At 45.3% G+C, this 19,334-nt stretch carries 15 protein-coding genes and 1 tRNA gene; all 16 read left to right on the forward strand.

The window, feature by feature from the left end:
- Positions 1–52: 52 nt before the first annotated feature.
- The 16 genes from V6984_RS10490 to infB all read left to right on the forward strand — a co-directional run bounded on the left by V6984_RS10490 (position 53) and on the right by infB (position 19,330).
- On the forward strand, positions 53–787 hold the full coding sequence (locus V6984_RS10490) for an isoprenyl transferase (RefSeq protein WP_425324242.1): 735 nt from the start codon (positions 53–55) through the stop codon (positions 785–787).
- 3 nt (positions 788–790) lie between these two features.
- Positions 791–1,618, forward strand: coding sequence for a phosphatidate cytidylyltransferase (locus V6984_RS10495; protein WP_342759733.1), 828 nt, complete (start codon positions 791–793; stop codon positions 1,616–1,618).
- Between the two features lie 65 nt (positions 1,619–1,683).
- Positions 1,684–2,829 carry a 1-deoxy-D-xylulose-5-phosphate reductoisomerase gene (gene dxr, locus V6984_RS10500; RefSeq protein WP_342759734.1) on the forward strand — a complete coding sequence of 382 codons (1,146 nt, stop codon included), beginning with the start codon at positions 1,684–1,686 and terminating at the stop codon, positions 2,827–2,829.
- Between the two features lie 2 nt (positions 2,830–2,831).
- Positions 2,832–3,881 (forward strand): RIP metalloprotease RseP, encoded by a 1,050-nt coding sequence (gene rseP, locus V6984_RS10505; protein ID WP_342759982.1) that lies wholly within the window; start codon positions 2,832–2,834, stop codon positions 3,879–3,881.
- A 466-nt stretch (positions 3,882–4,347) separates the two neighbouring features.
- Positions 4,348–5,031 (forward strand): PP2C family protein-serine/threonine phosphatase, encoded by a 684-nt coding sequence (locus tag V6984_RS10510; protein WP_342759735.1) that lies wholly within the window; start codon positions 4,348–4,350, stop codon positions 5,029–5,031.
- A gap of 14 nt (positions 5,032–5,045) precedes the next feature.
- On the forward strand, positions 5,046–6,449 hold the full coding sequence (locus V6984_RS10515) for a serine/threonine-protein kinase (protein WP_342759736.1): 1,404 nt from the start codon (positions 5,046–5,048) through the stop codon (positions 6,447–6,449).
- Between the two features lie 135 nt (positions 6,450–6,584).
- A complete protein-coding gene (gene ispG / locus V6984_RS10520) occupies positions 6,585–7,643 on the forward strand; it encodes a flavodoxin-dependent (E)-4-hydroxy-3-methylbut-2-enyl-diphosphate synthase (protein WP_342759737.1) in 1,059 nt (352 codons plus the stop codon).
- 12 nt (positions 7,644–7,655) lie between these two features.
- On the forward strand, positions 7,656–12,176 hold the full coding sequence (locus V6984_RS10525) for a PolC-type DNA polymerase III (protein WP_342759738.1): 4,521 nt from the start codon (positions 7,656–7,658) through the stop codon (positions 12,174–12,176).
- A gap of 59 nt (positions 12,177–12,235) precedes the next feature.
- A complete protein-coding gene (locus V6984_RS10530) occupies positions 12,236–13,126 on the forward strand; it encodes a chemotaxis protein CheX (protein ID WP_342759739.1) in 891 nt (296 codons plus the stop codon).
- Positions 13,127–13,157: 31 nt separating this feature from the next.
- A complete protein-coding gene (locus tag V6984_RS10535; protein WP_342759740.1) occupies positions 13,158–13,520 on the forward strand; it encodes a response regulator in 363 nt (120 codons plus the stop codon).
- 156 nt (positions 13,521–13,676) lie between these two features.
- Positions 13,677–13,748: transfer RNA gene (locus V6984_RS10540), tRNA-Glu, on the forward strand.
- Positions 13,749–13,932: 184 nt separating this feature from the next.
- A complete protein-coding gene (rimP, locus tag V6984_RS10545; protein WP_342759741.1) occupies positions 13,933–14,394 on the forward strand; it encodes a ribosome maturation factor RimP in 462 nt (153 codons plus the stop codon).
- Positions 14,395–14,438: 44 nt separating this feature from the next.
- A complete protein-coding gene (gene nusA / locus V6984_RS10550; protein WP_342759742.1) occupies positions 14,439–15,599 on the forward strand; it encodes a transcription termination factor NusA in 1,161 nt (386 codons plus the stop codon).
- Positions 15,600–15,646: 47 nt separating this feature from the next.
- Entirely contained in the window at positions 15,647–15,910 is a 264-nt protein-coding gene (gene rnpM, locus V6984_RS10555) for an RNase P modulator RnpM (protein ID WP_342759743.1), read from the forward strand.
- Positions 15,907–16,215 carry a L7Ae/L30e/S12e/Gadd45 family ribosomal protein gene (locus V6984_RS10560; protein ID WP_342759744.1) on the forward strand — a complete coding sequence of 103 codons (309 nt, stop codon included), beginning with the start codon at positions 15,907–15,909 and terminating at the stop codon, positions 16,213–16,215. Before rnpM ends, V6984_RS10560 begins: the two co-directional genes overlap by 4 nt.
- Before the next feature lie 16 nt (positions 16,216–16,231).
- Positions 16,232–19,330 (forward strand): translation initiation factor IF-2, encoded by a 3,099-nt coding sequence (gene infB / locus V6984_RS10565; RefSeq protein ID WP_342759745.1) that lies wholly within the window; start codon positions 16,232–16,234, stop codon positions 19,328–19,330.
- The last annotated feature ends 4 nt before the right edge of the window (positions 19,331–19,334 follow it).

The raw sequence follows: 19,334 nt of genomic DNA on the forward strand, positions 1-19,334 counted from the left end.
TGTAGGTATCACGAGAGAAGCATTCGTTCGTGAGAAGAAATAGGAGCAGGAAATGCAGGAGAACAAGAATCAGACGGATTTGAAAATTCCAAAACATGTAGCGATTATTCTGGATGGAAACGGACGCTGGGCGAAGAGCAAGGGAATGCCCAGAAATTATGGACATGTTCAGGGCGCGAAGGCGGTGGAGATCATTTGTGAGGAAGCATATAAGATGGGAATACAATATCTTACCGTTTATGCCTTTTCCACGGAGAACTGGAACCGGCCTAAGGATGAGGTAGATGCCTTGATGAAGCTTCTGCGCAATTATTTGAAGACCTGCTTAAAGACTGCGGAGAAAAATAGAATGTGCGTCAGGATTCTGGGCGATAAGTCGAGGCTGGACGAAGATATCCGAAAGAGGATCGACGAGTTGGAGTCTGCAACGAAGGATAATGACGGCTTGCATTTTCAGATAGCGCTGAATTACGGCGGCAGGGATGAGATCCTGCGGGCGGTAAGGGAAATCGCACGCGGAGTGCAAAGCGGAGCACTTAAGGTGCAGGATATTGAGGAAGAAACATTAAGTGCAGCGCTGGATACGAAAGAGCTTCCTGAGCCGGATCTATTGATCCGAACCTGCAACGAGCAGAGGATTTCCAATTTCCTGCTATGGCAGCTGGCTTATACGGAGCTTTACTTTACGCCTGTTCCCTGGCCGGATTTTACAAAAGAAGAATTGGTAAAAGCCGTCGAAGCATATACTATGAGAGACAGACGATATGGCTTGCTTAAGGAGGAATGATGTATGTTTATGACACGTTTGTTCAGCAGTGCAGTGCTCGTTATTATTGCGCTCATTACTCTTTTGCAGGGAGGTTATCTGCTAGCAGCCATTCTTTTATTCATATCTCTTGTGGCCTATTATGAATTATGCAGAGCTTGTAAGATATGTGAGGAGGGGCAGAAGATCAAGGCTCCTCTTGTGATAGGATACGCCGGAATCATATGCTATTACGGGACGGTAGTATTTGCAAAAGAGGCGGTATTCCAGCTCCTTTGTATTTTATTCGTTCTTGTGGCATATATGTTTGTATACGTATTTTCCTTTCCGAAGTATCAGGCAGGGGAAATTATGTCCGCGTTTTTTAGTTTCGTATACGCGCCGGTAATGTTCTCCTTTATTTATTTGACGAGGGAACTTCCTAATGGCGTATATATCGTATGGATGATTTTTGTAGGCTCGTGGATCTGTGACACTTGCGCTTATGTAAGCGGAATGCTTTTTGGAAAGCATAAACTGGCACCGAAACTAAGCCCGAAGAAATCGATAGAGGGTTCTGTGGGAGGAATACTTGGCTCCGGGTTGGTGGGAGGCTTGTACGGATATTTCGTTGTGGAAAAAGTAGTGGAAGGGCAAGAAATCACTTGGATATTCGTGATTATCAGCATGATGGGGGCGGTAATATCCCAAATAGGAGATTTGGCGGCTTCCGCAATCAAGAGAAATCATGAGATCAAGGACTATGGACGCCTGATTCCGGGACATGGAGGAATCATGGACCGCTTCGACAGTGTTATCTTTACCGCACCGATGATATATGCTTTGGCGGTGCTCTTGATAAAGCAGATATAGAAGGCAAGAGAACATAAATTTTTCACATGTATTTGGTACGATAAAGAAGAGGCATGGTTAACGATATGAAGAAGATAGCAATTTTAGGGTCCACGGGTTCCATCGGAACGCAGACCTTGGAAATTATAAGAAGCAATGATGATTTACAGGTAGTGGCTTTGGCCGCCGGCAGTAACGTGGAATTGATGGAAAAGCAGATTCGGGAATTTTCTCCGTCCATAGCTGCGATGTGGAGCGAGACAGCCTGTGAGGAATTGAAGATAAGAGTAGCGGATACTCCGGTAAAAGTGCTTAGCGGCATGGAGGGACTTCTCCAGATAGCTGTCATGGAGGAAGCGGATGTATTGGTTACAGCGATTGTGGGAATGATTGGTATTAAGCCCACCATAGCTGCGATAGAAAATGGAAAGACTATCGCACTGGCTAACAAGGAGACGCTGGTAACGGCAGGGCACATTATTATGCCGTTAGCCGCCAAACATCATGTGGATATCCTACCGGTAGACAGCGAGCACAGCGCGATTTTCCAATCCATGAACGGCGAAAACAAAAGACGCATGAGCAAAATATTTTTAACGGCCTCCGGCGGCCCGTTTCGAGGAAAGACGAAGGAGCAGCTAAGGGATATGAGAGTGGAGGATGCCTTGAAGCATCCCAACTGGGCGATGGGACGAAAAATTACCATAGATTCTGCAACTATGGTAAACAAGGGCTTGGAAGTGATAGAAGCCAAGTGGCTCTTCGGCGCTGAGCTTTCTCAGATCGAGGTGGTAGTTCATCCTCAGAGCATCATTCACTCGATGGTGGAATATGCCGACGGTGCAGTAATTGCTCAGCTGGGCACACCGGATATGAAGCTTCCAATTGCTTATGCGCTTTTTTATCCGGATAGACGTCCTATGGATGGAAAAAGAGTAAACTTTTTCGACTTAAAGCAACTTACCTTCGAGAAGCCGGATTTGGAAACCTTCCAAGGGCTGAAGCTGGCATTCGACGCGGCGAATCGCGGCGGCAGCATGCCTACTGTATACAATGCGGCGAATGAAAAAGCCGTCAGCTTGTTTCTGGATCGGAAAATAGGGTTCATGCATATCCCTGAGCTGATAGCAGCCTCTATGGAAAGGCATAAGCCCATCGAGAACCCCAAGGTGGAAGAGATACTTCGAGCAGAAGCAGAAACTTATGAATATATAAAGCAGGTGGTAAATTGACAATAACGATAATTTTATTTCTAATCATTTTTGGTATCATCGTAATATCCCATGAGCTGGGTCACTTTTTACTGGCGAAAAAGAACGGAATCAGGGTGGTGGAATTCGCAATTGGTATGGGGCCGACGCTGTTTCACTTTAAAAGGGGAGAGACGGTTTATAGTCTTAAGATTTTCCCGATCGGAGGAGCGTGTATATTCGACGGTGAAGATGGAGTTAAGTCAGAGAACGGAGAAAAGGATGAAGGCTCTTTCTTGTCGGCAAGCGTTTGGGCCAGAATTTCTTCGGTTGCCGCAGGGCCGCTGTTCAATTTTCTTTTGGCTTTTCTTTTAGCGCTCATCATTGTGGCGTTCACCGGTTCGGACAGACCGGTGATCCAAGAGATAACTCCAGGCGGAGCGGCACAGACGGCGGGAATGGAAGCCGGAGATTTAATCACAAAGATAAACGGAGAAAAAATTCATTTATACAGGCAGGTAAATCTCATTTCTGCGCTGAACCATGGGGAGGATTTAAACATCGATTTTGTGCGTGACGGAGAGAAATACAGCGTTACCCTTACTCCCATTTACGACAGTTCGGCAGGCCGCTATTACATCGGCTTAACGGGAGCGGGAGAATATTTCAAATGCAATGCCCTTCAAGTGTTCCAATACAGCTATTATGAGTTGGAATATTGGGTAAGGGCTACATTCAAGAGCTTGGGAATGCTGTTTACGGGTCAGGTAACGAAGGACGATATGGCAGGTCCTGTGGGAATAGCGCAGATAGTAGGAGAGACCTATGAAGAGGTAAAGCCTTATGGAATTAGTTCTGTCGTATTCTCCATGATGAACATTGCGATTCTTCTTTCCGTTAACTTAGGTATATTGAACCTTCTTCCTTTCCCGGCTCTGGATGGTGGAAGGCTGGTATTTCTTTTGATAGAAGCAATTAGAGGGAAGCCGGTTCCGCCGGAAAAAGAAGGAATAGTACATTTGGCGGGAATGGCCGCGCTTATGATACTTATGGTATTTGTGCTGTTTAATGATATTTCGCGGTTGTTTTCGTAGCAGTTGAGGTGTGGAGATAACCGAGCCGGCCGCAAAGTACTTTCATGTACTATGCGGCCTTAATGCTGCATCAAAAAATTTGTGCATATTGCATACTTGTTTCTTTGTTTAAAGCTCTATATAATAAACCATATCGAAGGTTGTGTTCGACCTTCAGAAATCAAAGTAAATTATCTGATGTGAGAGTCTGAGTCAAAGCCTCTTGCAATCCTACAATTTCTGTAGATTTTTATCCTAAAAAAGCAGGAAACTTCACTTGTCATTTCATAACCCGGCAGGGCACATGGATGCATTTTGCTGTCAACTTATCTGTATTTGCAGATGTACGCTCACCGCATTCCCTATTGTCATGTGCATTTGCGAAACCCGTAACTTTTGGAAAGGAGAAAAAATGTACTACCTCACCGAGCTATACTGGAATACCGGTTTCCGCCCCTCAAATGAAGATTCCCTATCCCTCCAGGAAGTGTATATAAAAGGCGAACGCGCAGTATTCGCCCTCATATGTGATGGTATTGGCGGATTATGTAGAGGAGAGCAGGCCAGCGGCTTTGTGTCGGAGCGAATGACCGAATGGTTTTACGCAGAGGCACTCCCTATGATGGCACGATACAAAAAAATGAAAAAAATAAAGCGGGCAGGAATACGAAGCCTATATGCCTGTAACGAAGAAATGAGAAAATTTGCATCTCAGGAGCAGATACAATTTGGAACAACAATCACCATGATGATTTTTTACAAGAAACATTACTTGCTCTGGCACAGCGGGGATACAAGAGCCTACCGCATTTCCCTGAAAAGGAAAATGATTAAAACAAGTAAAGACGAAAGAATGAATTCCCAAGGAGTTCTAAAACGCCTGACCAGAGATCACTCGGCAGATGAGCATATCTTAACGAAATGTATTGGAAGCTTCGTGTGGAAGGAACCGGACAGCCATATAGGAAGAATAAAGAAAAAAAACACCTTTTTGCTCTGTTCCGATGGTTTCCGGCATGTAATCTCAGAGGAAAAGCTAACAGAGACGCTGCTCCCGTCCCATCTCACCTCGAAAGAACAAATAGGACGCAGAATAAAGGAAATTGCTGATTATTCCAAAAGGCGGGGAGAGAAGGATAATATTTCTGCCATAGTTATCAAAACCGGGTAAAGGAGGACAATGTCGTGGAAAATGAATTAGGAAATTTGGAGGAAATACCGGAAGAAAAATATCAGATGGAAGGATTGCAAATAGGAAAATGTAAGATAGAAGAATTTCTGATAGAAAAATATCGTATACAAGAAGAAATCGGAAAAGGGGGAAGCGGAATCGTATATAAGGCACAGGATGAACGCTTAGGACGTACCGTGGCAGTGAAGGAATTTCACGGTGGCAAATATGCAAGAAAAGAAATCGAACTGCTCAAGAAATTGAAACACCAGGCGCTTCCTGATATTTTTGATTATATAGTGGCGGGAGAGAAGAAATATCTTGTCATGGAATACATAGAAGGGGTGACCCTTGAAAGCTATGTGAAGAAATTTGGACCTATCTGTCAAAAGCAGGCACTCGTGTGGGCAGGTGAACTTGCGCAGGTTCTCCATTATCTGCATGGGCGAGGTGAACCGGTAATCTATCGGGATATGAAGCCTTCTAATGTGATGATAAACGATAGGGGCGAAGCCAAGCTTATCGATTTTGGCAGCGCATATTTTAAATATGAGGAGAGGCAGGAACAGATATGCACGGGTACCTACGGCTATGCGGCGCCGGAGCAGTTTGGAAGAAGTGCGGGATCGGTTGTGGATGAGAGGAGTGATGTCTATGGTCTGGGAGCAACCCTTCACTATATGCTTACGGGAAGCGATCCATCTCTGCCTCCTTTTCTGATACAGCCCCTTCGATTTTACAATGCAGCATTGTCACCCGGACTGGAAAAAGTAATTAAGAAGGCAACAGAGAAGGAGAGGGAGAGACGGTATCAGAACATAGCACAAATGGAGGAAGCGCTAAAGAAGCAGAATGGGGCAGACAAGAGGCGGAAGTGGATGTATGCAGTGGCAGGCGTTATTTATTATATATTATTGCTTATCGCAGGGGGTATATTTTTGAACTTGTGGGAGTTATATATAAGATATGGAGAAGAGAGGCTTATCGGCAATGAATGGAAAGTGGAAGTTACAGCGGGAGTTATTATTGCTCTTTGCCTTATAAAAACGGTACTTGGAAGCAGGAGAGCGGGGCCGTGCAAAAAGGTAAGGCAGATAAAGTCTGTTTACCTTTCCGCTAAAAAGAACAGAGGGCTTATGATGATTTTTTGTATCGTAATGGCTTCCTTTCTTCTGGCGGCCCCTTGTATGGCTTCTGAAAAGGATGAGATCTTCCCTGTAGTCATCCGGAACGAAAAGGGACAGAAGTTAATCATCCGGTATGATACTGTGTACAGTCCCCCGGGAGATATGAAATTAGAAGTACCGGCGGACAGTTTTGAAGGCGGGAAAGAATACGAGCTTACTCTTATTTGTACCGAGCTTGATACAAAGGACGAAAGAAGCAGAACTTTTTACTTGAAATTTCCCGCACCTTGACACTAAAATAGGGGTATGATAGACTTCAAGTTATCATACCATCGATTGACTCATGCAAAACTCATGGTTCAGGGCGTGTAAGATCTTGTCAATCGATGGTACAGTTTGTCGGAGAACTCCGGCAGGGAGGTATTCATGTATAGAGATAATACGAAGGTTGTACATATAGGAAATAGGGTGATTGGCGGTGGGAATCCCATTCTGATCCAGTCTATGACAAATACGAGGACAGAGGATGTGGAAGCCACAGTTACGCAGATACACAGGCTGGAGCAGGCGGGCTGCGAAATCATTCGATGCACGGTGCCTACTATGGAGGCGGCGCTTGCTATAAAAGAGATTAAAAAGCAAATATCCATACCTTTAGTAGCCGATATTCATTTCGATTACCGGATGGCGATTGCAGCAATGGAAAACGGTGCGGATAAGATAAGAATCAATCCGGGAAATATCGGGAAAAAGGAAAATGTCGCCGCTGTCGTAACGGTGGCGAAGGAGCGGAATATCCCCATTCGCGTCGGTGTAAACAGCGGCTCTTTGGAAAAGGATCTGATTGAAAAATACGGCGGTGTCACCGCACAGGGAATCGTGGAAAGTGCGCTGGATAAGGTGAAGATGATAGAGGAGCTGGGCTATGATCATCTGGTGATCAGTATCAAATCCTCCGATGTGCTTATGTGCGTAAAGGCCCATGAGATATTGGCTAAGGAGACCGGTTACCCGCTTCACGTAGGAATTACAGAGTCGGGAACGCTCTTAGGAGGAAATATCAAATCGGGAGTGGGGCTTGGCATCATTTTATATCAGGGGATTGGTGATACAATCAGGGTGTCCCTGACCGGTGATCCGGTGGAGGAAATCAAATCGGCGAAACTGATTCTGCGCACGCTGGGGCTTAGAAAAGGTGGGATAGAGGTAGTTTCCTGCCCTACCTGCGGCAGAACGAAAATCGATCTGATCCAGCTTGCCAATGAGGTGGAACAGATGGTCCAGGATATACCGTTAGACATCAAGGTAGCAGTGATGGGCTGTGCGGTAAATGGCCCCGGAGAAGCGAGAGAGGCAGATATCGGTATTGCGGGCGGTACCGGAGAAGGGCTGTTAATCAAAAAGGGCAAAATCGTAAAAAAGGTACCGGAGGATCAGCTTCTTTCCGTATTAAAGGAAGAACTGTTAAATTGGAACAAAGAATAGGGTTGATGAGAGTTGAAAAAGTTTTTTGAGGTTTTCCCGTCGTTACAATTGGAGGATAAGCTGCAGGATTTGTTCGGTCAGGTGGAGGTGGAAAGAATCTCTGCTACTAAGCGAAAGGATTTTTTGCGTATCTATATTTCCAGCGACAGACTTATTCGCAAGGAATATGTTATGAAGGTGGAGGAGTCAATAAAAAAACAGCTCTTCCCCAGCTTTTCCATGACAATAAAGATATATGAAAAATATCATCTGTCGGCACAATATAACCCAGAGAAGTTCATGCATATATATAAGGATAGTATTTTGCTGGAACTTAGAGAATATAGTCCGGTGGAATACAATATCTTCAAGAATGCAGACATTGAATATCCTTCGGAAAATAAAATCAGACTTACCATAGAGGATTCCGTACCGGCGAGAAGCAAGTCTGAGGAGCTGCTCCGTATCTTGGATAAGATATATAATGAGAGGTTCGAATTTCAGGTAGATATTTCCGTAGACTATAAGGAAGGGAAATCTGGAAAATATAAAGAAGAAGATGATCTGAAGATTGCAAGGCAGGTTGCGGATATTGCGGCTAGAGTAGGAGGATTATCTCCCGGCGAGGATGCGCAGAATGAATCGGAGGCAGAGGCTAATTCACCTGCGGAACCTAAGTCAGGCGGTGTGACGAAGCCGATCGAGTCTGGAATGAGGGGAAGTTTCCGCACCGGAAGAAAAGACGGTGATAAGAGTGACTTCAGGAGGGCGGTAAAGCGCTCTGATAATCCGGACGTCTTGTACGGCAGGGACTTTGACGAAGAAGCCATGCCTATAGAAGACATCATTGGCGAAATGGGAGAGGTGACGATCCGCGGCAAGATCATCAACATGGATAAGCGTGAGATAAAGAATGAGAAGACTATTCTTTTTTATGATATTACGGACTTTTCGGATACTCTGACGGTAAAACTGTTTGCGGGCAACGAGCAGGTGGCGGAAATAACGGAAGGAATGAGGCCTGGGGCGTTCGTGAAGCTTAAAGGTATGGCTGTCATCGATAAGTTCGATAACGAATTGACCATAGGCTCTATTAGTGGAGTAAAGAGAATACCGGATTTCACCTCTTCACGGTCGGATAACAGTGCCAGAAAGAGAGTGGAGCTTCATTGTCATACCAAAATGAGTGATATGGACGGCGTTTCTGAGGCGAAGGATATTGTTAAGCGTGCCTATAAGTGGGGACATCCGGCTATCGCCATTACGGACCATGGAGTCGTGCAGTCCTTTCCCGATGCCAATCACGTATGGGAGGATTTGTGGAAGGCAGAGAAGGCGAAACGGAAGGAGGCAGGAGATAAGAATCCCGATAAGCAGGACTTCTTCAAGGTTATTTACGGAATGGAAGCCTATCTGGTAGATGATTTGAAGGAAATCGTGACGGGTGATAAGGGGCAGGATTTCAGCAGCACCTTTGTTGTATTCGATATCGAGACTACGGGCTTTTCTCCGGTACATAACAGAATTATAGAAATTGGCGCAGTGAAGGTAATTGACGGACAGATTGCGGACAGATATTCTGCCTTTGTGAATCCGGATGTGCCGATTCCCTTCGAAATAGAGAAACTGACGGGTATCAACGACGAGATGGTTATGGATTCTCCTATGATCGATGTGATTTTGCCGCAATTTTTTGATTTCTGTGAGGATGCAGTGCTGGTAGCCCATAACGCGAATTTCGATATGAGTTTTATTATAGAAAATGCCAGAAGGTTAGGCTTGGAGAAGGAATTTACTTACGTGGATACGGTAGGCATCGCGAGAATACTTCTGCCGCATCAGGCCAGACATACGTTGGACGCGGTGGCAAAAACACTGGGAATATCCCTTGAAAACCATCATCGTGCAGTGGATGATGCGGAAGCTACCGCAGAAATATTTGTAAAGTTCATTCCGATGCTTAAAGAAGAAGGCGCCGATACGTTAAAGAAAGTTAACGCTCTCGGAGCCTCCAGCCCGGATATTGTAAAGAAGCTTCCCACCTACCATGCGATCATTCTTGCCAAGAACGATACGGGACGGGTTAATTTATATCGTCTTGTTTCGGAATCTCATTTAACTTTTTATAGTAAGAGGCCGAGGGTTCCAAAGAGCTTGCTTCTCAAATATAGAGAAGGCTTGATTCTTGGCAGTGCGTGCGAAGCGGGAGAGCTTTATCGGGCTCTGCTAGACGGCAAGGCGGATGCAGAAATTGCAAGGCTTGTTAATTTCTATGATTATTTGGAGATACAGCCTCTTGGCAACAACAAGTTTATGATCGAGTCGGAGAAGGTAAGGAATATCAACTCCATGGATGATATTATGGACATCAATAAGAAAATCGTGGAGCTTGGAGAGCAGTTTGGAAAGCCGGTGGTAGCGACCTGCGATGTGCATTTCCTCGATCCGGAGGATGAGGTTTACCGACGTATCATTATGGCGGGAAAGGGGTTTTCCGATTCGGATGATCAGGCTCCGCTCTACCTTCGCACTACGGAGGAGATGTTGGAGGAGTTCGAATATCTGGGAAGCGATAAAGCGCAGGAGGTAGTCATTACCAATACGAATCTGATTGCGGATATGGTGGAAACCATGTCTCCGGTAAGACCGGATAAATGCGCACCCATCATTCCTGACAGCGACAAGACGCTGACGGATATTTGCTATAATAAGGCACATGAAATATACGGGGATATGTTGCCGGATATCGTGGAAAAAAGATTGGAGAGGGAACTTCATTCCATTATAACCAACGGCTTCGCAGTAATGTATATCATTGCCCAAAAGCTTGTTTGGAAATCGGTGGAGGATGGGTATCTGGTAGGCTCCAGAGGATCGGTAGGCTCCTCTTTTGTGGCGACTATGGCAGGTATCACGGAGGTAAATCCATTAAGCCCGCACTATTATTGCTCAGAATGCCATTATAATGATTTCTATTCCGAAGAGGTAAAGGCTTATGCGGGGCGGGCGGGCTGTGATATGCCGGATAAGGCATGTCCGGTCTGCGGTGCGCCGCTTAAGAAGGACGGCTTCGATATCCCTTTTGAAACCTTCCTCGGTTTTAAGGGAGACAAGGAGCCGGACATTGACCTTAACTTTTCCGGTGAATACCAGAGTAAGGCACATAAATATACGGAGGTTATCTTCGGAGCGGGGCAGACATACAGGGCCGGGACGATAGGTACCCTGGCGGATAAGACCGCCTTCGGCTATGTGAAGAATTATTTCGAAGAGCGCGGATGGAGAAAGCGTACCTGCGAAATCAACCGCATTGTCGTAGGGTGCACAGGAATTCGAAGAAGTACTGGCCAGCATCCGGGAGGCATTATCGTATTGCCTTTGGGTGAGGATATCAACTCTTTTACGCCTGTGCAGCATCCGGCTAATGATATGACCACGGATACCGTAACGACCCATTTCGATTACCACTCCATAGACCATAACCTATTGAAGCTGGATATTCTTGGGCACGACGATCCTACCATGATTCGTATGCTTCAAGATTTGACAGGAATCGATCCGGTAAAGATTCCTTTGGACGATAAACAGGTCATGTCTCTGTTTAAGAATACGGAGGCACTTGGAATTACGCCCGACCAGATCGGGGGCTGTAAGCTGGGAGCTTTGGGAATACCGGAGTTCGGTACGGAATTCGCCATGCAGATGTTGATCGATACGAAGCCTCAGGCTTTTTCCGATTTGGTCAGAATTGCGGGGCTGGCTCACGGTACGGACGTATGGCTTGGAAATGCACAGACGCTCATTCAGGAAGGAAAGGCGACTATTTCCACGGCAATCTGTACAAGAGACGATATCATGGTCTATTTGATCGGTATGGGAGTGGAGAGCTCTCTGGCGTTTAACATAATGGAGAGCGTGCGGAAAGGAAAGGGCCTGACCGCTCAGATGGAGGAAGCCATGGTGGCTGCGGATGTGCCCGACTGGTATATATGGTCGTGCAAGAAGATCAAGTATATGTTCCCGAAAGCCCATGCGGCGGCATATGTTATGATGGCTTGGCGCATCGCCTATTGTAAGATCAATTATCCCCTTGCTTTTTATGCGGCCTTTTTCAGCATCCGTGCCTCTGCCTTTTCCTATGAGCTGATGTGTCAGGGCAGGGATCACTTGGAGAAAATGATGACGGATTATAAGCGCAGAAGTGATACGCTGTCAAAAAAGGAGCAGGACTCATTCCGTGATATGAAGGTTGTTCAGGAGATGTACGCCAGGGGATTTGAATTCGTTCCTATCGATATTTTTTCCGCACAGTCCCGCCTGTTCCAAGTCGTGGGCGGCAAGCTCATGCCGTCGCTAAATAGCATAGATGGTTTGGGAGAGAAGGCGGCGGACGCCATTGTAGAGGCTGCTAAGGACGGCGCTTTTTTGTCGAAGGACGATTTCAGACAGAGAACGAAGGTCTCCAAAACGGTCATCGAGCTGATGGACACCTTGAATTTGTTAGGTAATCTTCCGGAGTCGAATCAAATAAGTTTATTTGATTTTGTATCCTAAATATTATATAATAAAAGGGAAGTTTTGGTAGTACATAAGACGTCAGATGGAGGGTACATATGTTTAGTCAGATTTTTGGGAGATATTTAGTGGGAAAAAACTTGATTTCGGCGAGTAAGCTGGAAAAGGCATTGGAATATCAGCAGAAGGTCCGCGTAAAAATGGGGCTTATCGCTGTTTCCGAGAAGCTTTTAACCGAAGAAGAAGCGGAAAAAATTAATAAAAGGCAGGCAGGGGAAGATAAGCGCTTCGGCGATATTGCGGTAGAACAGGGTTACCTGACTGAGAATCAGGTAGAGAGGCTTTTAAAGCTTCAGGGTAATCCTTATCTGGTGTTCGTACAGTCGATGACGGAGAATGGCATTATGACGCTTGAGGAAATAGAGAAAGCGATGGAGCTGTACCGGAAAGAGACTGGATTTACGGCTACCGATATCGAGGATTTGAAGAGCGGCGATGCGGATCGTATCGTACCTCTTTTCATAAGGAGCGACGATGAGCGGGCGCAGGCGCTTGCGGGAGTAGCTATCCGCACGGTGATCCGCCTGATAGATTCCAGAATAGCAATCGGCCCCTCCGAGGAAGTCGAAGATTATGAATTCAAAGATATAGCTTTACAGGACGTAAAGGGGGAGTACAATATAACTCTAGGGCTTTCGGGAGAAGAGAACAGTCTGCTTGCAATCGCCAGCGCTTTTGCGAAGGAAGAGTTTACCGAGATGGATCTGTATGCTTTCGACTCGGTATGTGAGTTCATTAACTGTGTAAACGGGCTGTATGCTTCCGCGTTGAGTGTAGAGGGAGTTTCAGTGGATATGGTTCCTCCCATGTTTTATCAGAAGGGAAGAATAAAAGTTGACGGGAAAGCGCTCGTTATCCCTTTATACATTAAGAACAGCAAGATAGAAGTTTTTATTGCGATGGACACAAACCTTAACGTTTCCGTATAACATAGATATATATCAATAGGAGGACATAATTATGGCAAGTATTTTGATTATAGACGATTCGAGGACATCCCGAAAGATTTTGAAGGAAGTGTTGGAGAGCGCAGGACATAAGGTGGTTGGTGAGGCTGCGAACGGAGAAGAAGGAGTCGGTTTATATAGAGAATTGAAGCCGGACTTAGTGACCTTGGATATTACCATGCCGGTGATGAACGGTTTGGAGGCGCTTGAACACTTGATCGAGGAGGACAAGAAGGTGAAGGTTATTATGATTACCGCCGCCGGGCAGAAGGAGAAGATGGTCAAGGCAATTAAGGAAGGTGCTGCCGATTTCATTACCAAGCCTTTCGAGGCGGAACATGTAATCGAAGCGGTAAACCGCTTGTTGGAGCGATGAAATAAGGCGCGAAATGACCGATAAATGGAGGGGAAATTAAAAAGACAGAACAAATACAAAATTTTAAAAAAAAGTGCTTGCATTATTAGTCGTTTTATAATAAAATAAGCAAGTCGGCAAATGAACAGGAAAAAATGTTCGGTTTGTATTCGTTCTGGCTCGTTGGTCAAGCGGTTAAGACGCCGCCCTCTCACGGCGGAATCAGGGGTTCGATTCCCCTACGAGCTGCTTTAATTATTTTTTCGAAAATCCTTGCAATTAGTGTGATGTAGTGCTATAGTATAGGAAGAATATATGTTACTGTTAATTAGAGTGGACTTGCGAGTCCACTCTTTTTGCGGGTAATGATTTTCTGACGGGAATTTCTGATAGAAATTTTCTATCAGAAATTGAGAAAGGAACGGGTGAATAGATGTCCAGAAAAGAAACATATGAAAACAGGACAGAGGAGCTGCTTCGGCCGATAGTGCAGGAAGCTGGCGTAGAGATTTACGATGTGGAATATGTAAAAGAGGGGAGCGATTTTTATCTTCGTGCTTATATCGATAAGCCGGAGGGAGTGAATATTAATGACTGCGAGGCGGTGAGCCGTGCGCTGTCGGATGCGTTAGATGAGAAAGACTTTATAAGCGATGCCTACATTTTGGAAGTGAGCAGTCCGGGGCTTGGAAGAACATTGAAAAAAGATAAGCATTTGGAGAAAAGTATCGGAGAAGAAGTAGAAATTAAAACATATAAGCAGATAGACAAGTGTAAGGAGTTCAAAGGCGTATTGAAAGCATACGATGAGAAATCCGTAACGATAGAGGCTGAGAAGGAACTGGTTTTTGAAAGAACAGATATCGCATTAATCAGATTAGCACTTGATTTTTAGAGAGGATAATCTCGGTACGAGATAGCAGAAAGGAAAAGAGAAAAATGAACAAAGAATTGATGGAAGCATTAGATATTCTGGAGAAGGAAAAGGAAATCAGCAAAGAAACATTGTTTGATGCCATTGAGAATTCATTGATTACAGCCTGCAAAAATCATTTTGGAAAATCGGATAATATCAAAGTTGAAATTAACAGAGAGACCTGCGATTTTCTATGCTATGCGGAGAAAGAAGTAGTGGAGGAAGTAGAGGACGACTGCTGTCAGATTACGCTTGCGGATGCAAAAGAGCTTTCGCAAAAGGCGCAGCTTGGAGACCTTCTTCACGTAGAAATCAAATCCAAGGAATTCGGACGCATTGCAACACAGAATGCGAAGAATGTTATCCTGCAGAAAATAAGAGAAGAAGAAAGAAGCGTTATCTATAATCAGTATTATGAAAAAGAAAAAGATGTGGTAACCGGAATCGTACAACGTTATGTAGGAAAGAACATTAGCATAAACTTAGGGAAAGCGGACGGAATATTGAATGAGACCGAGCAGGTAAAGGGTGAAGTTTTCAAACCTACGGAACGGGTTAAGGTTTATATTTTGGAAGTGAAGAACACGCCTAAGGGACCGAGGATTCTCGTTAGCCGTACCCATCCCGAACTGGTAAAGAGGCTGTTTGAGTCCGAGGTTACGGAGATCAAGGACGGCACGGTTGAAATCAAAAGCATTGCCAGGGAATCGGGGAGCAGAACTAAAATGGCTGTTTGGTCCAATAATCCCAATGTGGATGCTGTAGGTGCATGTGTCGGTTTAAATGGCGCGCGAGTGAATTCCATTGTGGAGGAGCTGCGCGGAGAAAAAATCGACATTATTAACTGGGACGAAAACCCCGGCAATCTCATTCAGAATGCTTTGTCTCCGGCAAAAATCGTTGCGGTATTCGCAGATCCTGATGAAAAGACGGCAAAGGTCGTAGTACCGGATTATCAGCTTTCTCTGGCGATCGGTAAGGAAGGACAGAATGCAAGGCTCGCAGCGAGACTGACCGGATATAAGATAGACATCAAGAGTGAGACGCAGGCGAAGGATTCGCCGGGCTTCCGTTATGAGGATTACGCGGATGAATATGACGAGTATGACGAGGAATATGATGAAGAGTATGACGGCGAGTATGTAGAAGAGGATAGTTTGGAAGAAATTCCGGCAGAAGAATAGAGGGCTTTTGTATCAAATTGATACGATAAGCTTAGAAAGGGCATGATATGGCAAAGAAAATCCCTTTGAGACAATGCGTGGGCTGTGGTGAGATGAAGAGCAAGAAGGAAATGATGCGGGTTTTAAAAACAGCGGAAAACGACATTATTCTCGACGTAACAGGCAAAAAGAATGGAAGGGGTGCTTATGTTTGTATTTCTGAGGAGTGCCTGAAAAAGGCAAGGAAGAATAAAGGGCTTGAGCGGTCTTTTAAAATGAGTATTCCAGACGAGGTTTATGAAAAGCTGGAGAAGGAGTTTAGAGGAGAATGAATAAGATATATTCATTACTCGGCCTCGCTGCCAGATCCAGAAATGTAGTGAGCGGAGAGATAGCAACAGAAAAAGCAGTGAAGACGGGAAGCGCGGTATTGGTAATAGTCAGTAAGGACGCTTCCGATAATACCATAAAAATGTTTCGCAATATGTGTGACTTTTATAATGTGCCGTTTTTTCAATATGGAACGAAAGAGGAACTGGGGCACGCCATGGGTAAAGAAATGCGCTCTTCATTAGCAGTAACAGATAATGGATTTGCACAGTCCATAAAGAAGCATTTGGAAGCATCAGAAGAATAAAACGGAGGTAGTGAGCATGGCGAAAATGAAAGTACATGAGCTTGCGAAAGAATTAGATAAACAGAGTAAAGATATTATCTCTTTTCTACAAGAAAAGGGAATAGAGGCAAAGGCGCCGCAAAGCTCCATCGAGGACGATTCGGTAGCTCTTATAAGAAAACAATTTGGGAAAGAGAGGGCTGAGACGACGAAGCAGGAAGTTGTAAAAGCAGAGCAGGAGACAGCAGATATACCTAAGAAAAAGAAGAAGATTATTTTTGTGAGCAATCCTCACAACAGCAAGATGCCGGGACAAAAGCCCCAGCAGCAGGGCGGAGAGAGAAAAGCAACCTCGGCTCCTGGTAATAGCAATTCGACGAATTCGAATCAGAAAAAGGCTGCAGAGCCATATCGTCCGGTAAAACCGTTGACACCACCCTCGCCTACACCTCCCGTGACGATGGTATCGCCTGCCGGTACACCTAAAAAAGAGACGAAATCGATGCAGGAAGCAGATTCTGTAATTGAGACACAGACAGCGGCAGCAAGACCGACGGAAAGGGATACTTCTGAAAGAAGAAGCTATTCTGATAACCGCAGCGGCAATACGGAGTCTCAAAGAAGAACCGATAATAATAGAAATGACGGCGGAAGCAGACCGTATAATAACAACAGGCCCGACGGCGGAAACAGGCCGTATAATAACAACAGGCCTGACGGTGGGAGCAGACCGTATAATAACAACAGGCCCGACGGCGGAAACAGGCCGTATAATAACAACAGGCCTGACGGCGGAAACAGGCCGTATAATAACAATAATAACAGGCCCGACGGCGGAAGCAGACCGTATAATAACAACAGGCCTGACGGCGGAAACAGGCCGTATAATAACAATAATAACAGGCCCGACGGCGGAAGCAGACCGTATAATAACAACAGACCTGATGGCGGAAACAGACCATATAATAACAACAGGCCCGACAATAACAGAAATGAAAATCGGAGTGACAATAGAAATGATAACCGAGGAACGAATCGCCCTCCTTATGGCGGCAATCAGGAGAATCAAGGCGATAGGCGTAATTATTCTTCTAATACAAGGGGCAATAGGCCTTTTAACAATAATGAAGGCGGTGGCAGAGGCAATGCAGGGGCGGACAATAGGTTCAGAAAACCTGCGTCTTCCAAAGGCTTCGTACCGGAAAGTCCGGTAAAGGACACTGAAAAGCACAGAGATGAAGAAAAGCGCAGAATCAGTCAGGAAAAGGATAAGCGTTCCAAAAAAGATTTTATTTATGAAGAAGATACAAAAACGCTGAACAAAAATAAGGCCGGGAGGTTTATCAAACCGGAAAAGAGAGTGGAAGATGCGAAGGAAGAGCAGATTAAAGTAATTACAGTGCCTGAATCTATCACGATTAAAGATTTTGCGGATAAAATGAAGTTGCAGCCTTCTGCCATCATTAAAAAGCTGTTTCTTCAGGGTCAGATTGTAACGGTGAATTCCGAGCTTTCCTTTGAAGAGGCGGAAAATATCGCGATTGAATACGATATTATCTGTGAAAAAGAAGTTAAGGTTGACGTCATCGAGGAACTGTTAAAGGAAGAGGACGAAAACGAAGAAGAACTGGCTACGAGACCTCCGGTTATATGCGTTATGGGTCACGTCGATCACGGGAAAACTTCACTGTTAGACGCTATTCGTAAAACCAACGTCATCGATAAGGAAGCCGGCGGCATTACGCAGCATATCGGTGCTTATACGGTAAATGTTAACGGTCAGAAGATTACGTTTCTCGATACACCAGGTCATGAGGCCTTTACAGCAATGCGTATGCGCGGAGCGAACTCCACGGATATCGCTATTCTCGTAGTTGCGGCGGATGACGGAGTAATGCCTCAGACGGTAGAAGCAATCAACCATGCTAAGGCGGCAGGCATCGAAATTATCGTGGCTGTCAACAAGATAGATAAACCCAGTGCCAATATGGATCGGGTAAAACAGGAAATGACAGAATATGAGCTGATTCCTGTTGATTGGGGCGGAACGACAGAGTTCGTACCTGTTTCTGCAAAGTCAGGAGAAGGCATCGATACACTGTTAGAGACCATTTTGCTTACGGCAGAAATTCTGGAGCTTAAGGCAAATCCTGAAAGACGCGCAAGAGGTCTCGTCATCGAGGCTGAATTGGATAAGGGAAGAGGTCCGGTTGCCACTGTACTGGTACAAAAGGGTACGCTTCATGTAGGAGACTTTATTTCGGCAGGCGCATGTCACGGTAAGGTAAGAGCTATGATCGATGATAAGGGAAGACGGGTAAAAGAAGCGCTTCCTTCTACGCCGGTAGAAATTCTGGGACTTTCCGATGTACCCAGTGCAGGCGAAGTGTTTATTGCACATGAAAATGACAAGACTGCAAAAACTTATGCAGAAACCTATCTCTCTCAGAATAAAGAAAAGATGCTTGAAGATACTAAAGCCAAGATGTCTCTTGACGATCTCTTTACAAAGATTCAGGCAGGCAATTTGAAGGAACTTAATCTGATTGTAAAGGCCGACGTACAGGGAAGCGTTGAGGCGGTAAAGCAAAGCCTTCTCAAGCTTTCCAACGACGAGGTGGTAGTAAAATGTATTCATGGAGGAGTAGGTGCTATCAACGAGTCGGACGTATCGCTGGCATCGGCTTCGCAGGCGATTATTATCGGCTTCAACGTCAGACCGGATGCGATGGCCAAGACCATTTCCGAGAGGGAAGGCGTAGATATCAGGCTTTATAAAGTCATCTATCAGGCGATAGAGGATATAGAGGCAGCGATGAAGGGTATGTTAGATCCCGTATTCGAAGAGAAGGTAATCGGTCATGCGGAGGTGCGTCAGATATTCAAGGCATCTGCGATCGGCAACATTGCCGGATCTTATGTACTGGACGGTATGTTCAGAAAAGACTGCAAGGTTCGCGTTACGAGAGAGGGCGAGCAGATCTTCGAAGGCGAGCTGGCTTCTCTTAAGAGATTCAAGGACGACGTCAAAGAAGTAAAAGCCGGATTCGAGTGCGGCCTTGTATTTGAAGGCTTTGATCAGATGCAGGAGCTGGATGTCGTAGAGGCTTATATTATGGTAGAGGTACCTCGCTAAGGAG

The organism is Kineothrix sp. IPX-CK (assembly GCF_039134705.1).
In the GTDB taxonomy this organism is placed as follows: domain Bacteria; phylum Bacillota; class Clostridia; order Lachnospirales; family Lachnospiraceae; genus Kineothrix; species Kineothrix sedimenti.

Coding starts and splice junctions, on each gene's coding strand:
- V6984_RS10490 (WP_425324242.1), top strand. CDS start 53: ATGCAGGAGAACAAGAATCAGACGGATTTGAAAATTCCAAAACATGTA.
- V6984_RS10495 (WP_342759733.1), top strand. CDS start 791: ATGTTTATGACACGTTTGTTCAGCAGTGCAGTGCTCGTTATTATTGCG.
- dxr (WP_342759734.1), top strand. CDS start 1,684: ATGAAGAAGATAGCAATTTTAGGGTCCACGGGTTCCATCGGAACGCAG.
- ispG (WP_342759737.1), top strand. CDS start 6,585: ATGTATAGAGATAATACGAAGGTTGTACATATAGGAAATAGGGTGATT.
- V6984_RS10530 (WP_342759739.1), top strand. CDS start 12,236: ATGTTTAGTCAGATTTTTGGGAGATATTTAGTGGGAAAAAACTTGATT.
- V6984_RS10535 (WP_342759740.1), top strand. CDS start 13,158: ATGGCAAGTATTTTGATTATAGACGATTCGAGGACATCCCGAAAGATT.
- rimP (WP_342759741.1), top strand. CDS start 13,933: ATGTCCAGAAAAGAAACATATGAAAACAGGACAGAGGAGCTGCTTCGG.
- nusA (WP_342759742.1), top strand. CDS start 14,439: ATGAACAAAGAATTGATGGAAGCATTAGATATTCTGGAGAAGGAAAAG.
- rnpM (WP_342759743.1), top strand. CDS start 15,647: ATGGCAAAGAAAATCCCTTTGAGACAATGCGTGGGCTGTGGTGAGATG.
- V6984_RS10560 (WP_342759744.1), top strand. CDS start 15,907: ATGAATAAGATATATTCATTACTCGGCCTCGCTGCCAGATCCAGAAAT.
- infB (WP_342759745.1), top strand. CDS start 16,232: ATGGCGAAAATGAAAGTACATGAGCTTGCGAAAGAATTAGATAAACAG.